Annotated in this window: 6 protein-coding genes; 2 read left to right on the forward strand and 4 right to left on the reverse strand. The window is 40.9% G+C overall.

All coding sequences use genetic code 11. The features are described from left to right. Positions 1 to 113, forward strand: a 113-nt coding sequence (locus tag IM456_RS02635; protein WP_071784045.1) for a transposase, incomplete at its 5' end; no start/stop codon positions are given. A gap of 576 nt (positions 114 to 689) precedes the next feature. Here IM456_RS02635 and IM456_RS02640 read toward each other — a convergent pair. From IM456_RS02640 to IM456_RS02655, 4 genes are all read right to left on the reverse strand, one after another. Further along, positions 690 to 1,211: a class I SAM-dependent methyltransferase gene (locus IM456_RS02640; protein WP_287694597.1), complete on the reverse strand. Its 522-nt coding sequence runs from the start codon at positions 1,209 to 1,211 to the stop codon at positions 690 to 692. A 290-nt stretch (positions 1,212 to 1,501) separates the two neighbouring features. Next, positions 1,502 to 1,741, reverse strand: a complete 240-nt coding sequence (locus IM456_RS02645) for a 2Fe-2S iron-sulfur cluster-binding protein (RefSeq protein ID WP_287694599.1) — start codon at positions 1,739 to 1,741, stop codon at positions 1,502 to 1,504. Positions 1,742 to 1,750: 9 nt separating this feature from the next. Beyond that, the gene (cobQ, locus tag IM456_RS02650; RefSeq protein ID WP_287694602.1) at positions 1,751 to 3,226 is read right to left on the reverse strand and encodes a cobyric acid synthase CobQ; all 1,476 of its coding nucleotides are present in this window, start codon (positions 3,224 to 3,226) and stop codon (positions 1,751 to 1,753) included. 191 nt (positions 3,227 to 3,417) lie between these two features. Then, positions 3,418 to 3,819: an Npun_F0494 family protein gene (locus IM456_RS02655; protein ID WP_061432458.1), complete on the reverse strand. Its 402-nt coding sequence runs from the start codon at positions 3,817 to 3,819 to the stop codon at positions 3,418 to 3,420. A 104-nt stretch (positions 3,820 to 3,923) separates the two neighbouring features. Here IM456_RS02655 and IM456_RS02660 point away from each other — a divergent pair. Beyond that, a partial coding sequence (locus IM456_RS02660; protein WP_287694605.1) for a helix-turn-helix domain-containing protein occupies positions 3,924 to 4,157 on the forward strand: 234 nt, incomplete at its 3' end.

A 4,157-nucleotide genomic window follows, 5' to 3' on the forward strand; every position in this document is an offset into this window, starting at 1 on the left:
TGGTCGAGGGAATCAACAATAAACTTAAACTAATAAAACGGAGAGGCTATGGCTTTAGAAACTTTCGGAATTTTTGGGTTAGAAGTATGTTATCTTGGCATCTTGTCTGTTGATTTAGCATAAAGGGTAACGAAGAGCCTTGTTTGTTATGGGGATTTTCTTGAGTCGTTTCTTGCAATCGCTCAAGAGGCCAACCAGAATTTTCCACAAATAGTATTTTTTTGATACGAGGATGAAAATTAATATAATACTTCAGGGAATTATAGTAATCTTCCTGTCTTTGCTCCGGAACAGTTGGATAGGCTTTCGGCATACCTTTAATATTAATTGTTGCTGTTAAAAGTAAAACTAATTCCTGCTCTAAATTTAACCAACCAGCTTGAAAACTTGTTCGTGATGCATTCATAAGCTATTGTCTGTATTTATTGTGGGCTCTTCTCGACTTTGTGTGATAATTTTTGCTTATGGAACGCAAAATGCTTACGGGACAAGACTTTTAAGACTATTTTGACGTTCGGCGAAGCTCCGTCGAGCCGCGGAAGAAACTATCAGTATAGATCTCGTTTCCGCACAGAAACCAGAAGAGCCTATTGTGTGATTATGGCAGTTTTCATCAGAATGAGGCATGGGCAAGAGGCTTAAACCCTTTGTTGGCAAAACTTGTCGATAACTCATTAACGTGAAAAGCGCTATAGTTCTGAGATGGTTTTGACAGACCAGAATTTAATATGTCCGTGATCCCAAAGAGCGGTAAAATGCTCGTCCATCTTACCCGTAGCCGCTAGGGCTAAATTTTTGAGATAACCATGATAGGGAGTGGATATCAGCGCATATCCTCCCGGTTGCAGCAGATTATAAACGGTCTTAGCGTAATTGCGCGGGGCATAGACGTGTTCTACCACTTCCAAACTAATTAGCAGCGGAAAAGTACCAAATTTACTAGCCAGATCATCATAGGCGGAGCCAACGTATAGATCAAGTTCAGGATAGGCTTTTTTTGCCTCTGCTATCCCCGATTCGGAAGGATCGCAGCCACTGACTTGAAATCCTTTTTCTGATAACCAATTAGCGATCGAACCGTTGCCACAACCGAGATCAAAAATACGCTTTTCAGGAGGAGCAAGATCGGCAAAAATCTGACTTAGAGAAGGTAGCAAATAAGCGTGGGCAGTCCCACAGCAAGAATTTTGATAATGATAATAATCTGACATATTTTAAGATAGTTAATATGTAAGTATTTCCCGTGGCAGCACCACTACTGTCGAAAGGTAATACAGAAAGTAACTTTTGTCAAGGGTTTAGTGAAATTTATTGTCACATCCCATTGATACGATATACCATAGTATTTTATGAATATATTGCATATACTATTGTCAATGTACATCTTGCAAAAATCAAAAACCTTCCCCTAGACGAGAAGTCGCCGAGCCATTATTCTCCCAGTTAGAAGTCGTAAACTTAACATTAATAGCTGACTTCTGTTATCAGAAAACTTTAACAACTACCAGAGCGGATCGGAGTATAAATGAACGGTTAAAGAATCTCGATCGCCGGGGATACCAGTAATACAGCTACAAATTTGAGTGCCATCATCTAATTCTACTTCACAGGCGTGACAGGAACCCATTAAACAGCCGGTAGGAATGTCAATTCCTGCTTTTTTGGCCACATCTAATAATAGTTCTCCAGTTTCCGCTTCTATGATAAGATCATCGGGTAAAAAACGCACTGCAATAGTCATAATTTCTCCTTACAAATGAGCAAAAATAGGTGTAAGATTTAAATGTTCTTCCAATAAATTAGCCATAGCATCTAGGGTTATTTCTCTTTGTTCACTATAGTTAGCAATTCCCGTAGGCAAAGACAATAAACCGCGACGCTGACGTAGATGATTTAACCAAGTTCTTCGCCAAGAACCATTATCAAAGATACCATGTAAATAACAGCCCCAAATTGACAGAGAATCATTGACAATTCCTAGACTAGCATCTTCCTCGAACATTTTTTGATAACCTGATTCACTTTCCCATTGGCTTATTCCCTGGTGAATTTCGTATCCTGTTACTGGTAAACCAGCTTGGGGATAATTAGATAAAACCTGTCGTTGACGGGTAATTTTTTCGGCAGTAATTACCGTTTTTAAGGGCAGTAAATTTAAGCCAGCTGCCTCACTATCGGGACCTTCTCGATGGTCAGGATCCAGAATTAATCGCCCTAACATTTGCAAACCACCACAGATGCCAAAGATAATACCTCCCCTTTGGTGATAGGCTTGTAATTGATTAGCCATACCACTTTGATTAAGAGCAATTAAATCAGCAACAGTGGTTTTAGATCCGGGGATAATTACCCCATCGGGATCACCTAAAGATTCCTGTAATTCTAGATAACGTACATTGACCGTTGCTTCACCACAGAGAGGGTCAAAATCAGTAAAATTAGCGATATGAGGCAGACGAATGACACTGATATTTAGTTCAGCTTTGGGTTTTTGGGCGGGTCGATCGAGTAAACTGAGAGAATCCTCGGCACTTAAAAAGATATCACTATAGGGAAGAACTCCTAACACAGGAATTTTTGTATAATCTTCTAGCCAAGTAATCCCCGAATCTAAGAGGGATTTTTGTCCGCGAAATTTATTGATCACAATACCTTTAATTAAAGCTCTTTCTTCCGGCTCTAATAATTCTAACGTACCGACGACGTGAGCAAAAGCCCCCCCGCGATCAATATCCACCACTAAAATAGTAGCGGCATCGAGATATTTAGCCACCCGCATATTAGTTAAATCCCGATGTTTGAGATTTATTTCCGCCGGACTTCCCGCACCTTCACAAACAACTAGATCAAATTCTGTTGATAATTTAGCTAAAGATTCTTTAATTGCTTGCCAACCTTGCTCAAAATAATTCTGATAATAATCCGCTGCCGTGGTGACACCCACAGCCTTGCCTTTAATAATCACCTGAGAGGTCATATTTCCCTGGGGTTTTAATAAAATTGGGTTCATTTCTACCCGGGGAATTGTCCCCGCGGCCCATGCTTGCACCGCCTGGGCGTGACCCATTTCTCCCCCTCCGGCGGTAACATAGGCATTAAGGGCCATATTCTGACCTTTAAAGGGTGTTACCTGCCAACCTTTCCGGTTGAATAAACGACATAAAGCCGCAGTTAAAAAAGATTTACCCGCGTGGGAGGTTGTCCCCACTACCATAATTGCTTTCATCTAGTTTTTTTATTGAGTATTTTCAGTGAACAGTAATCGGTAAACAGTAATCAGTTGATACTAAATCCGTTGAGTATATGCTACTTATAAGGACAGGCACTCATGCAAGAGGCTAATAACTGAAAACTCACATCTGATAACTGATAACTGATAACTGATAACTGATAACTGATAACTGACTCCCAACAGCATTAAAAAGAAAACCAACGTTGCAGAGTATTTAAAAATCTTTGCCAGAAAGTGGGTGTAGGGAAAAAGTCCCCTTGGGGTTGCCATTTTTCTATTAATTTCCTCCCCAAAGGAGTGAGACGAAAACTATCGGTTATCCCCTGTCCATCTACTTCGCGCCGCAAAATTCCCACTTTAATCAACCAGAGAAGATAGCTTTCCGCTGCCGCTTCCGTCAGCAGTCTGGAAGTATAACCTTTCTCTAAACCCCCAGCACCAGGGATGCTTAAAAGTGATACACTTTGCTCCAGCATAGCCGCAAATAAGGTGACACGGAAAGGAGAACAACAGAGGGCGCGTTCGGCCCGGTTGATGGTAGCATCAGGATAATTGATGGCGGTAACGGTGGCAGTCGATAGGCTCATAGATTCCGGTCATCGAAAAATTTGGGTCTGAAACCCCGTCGTTCTACGACGGCTTTACTGTTAAATATTAGCACATTTACGAAATATATGCTAAAATGTGAGACATGGAAAAAGCCTACTCGTTTCGATTTTACCCCACACCAACACAAGAGTCGCTATTGCGGCGCACATTGGGCTGTGTAAGATTAGTTTACAATAAAGCTCTCCACGAACGAACACAAGCTTGGTATGAAAGACAAGAAAGAGTAGGCTACGCTCAAACTTCTTCAATGCTAACCCATTGGAAAAAACAAGAAGAATTAAACTTTTTAAACGAGGTAAGCTGTGTACCTTTACAA

This window comes from Microcystis sp. M079S1, from assembly GCF_020246425.1.
GTDB lineage: Bacteria > Cyanobacteriota > Cyanobacteriia > Cyanobacteriales > Microcystaceae > Microcystis > Microcystis aeruginosa.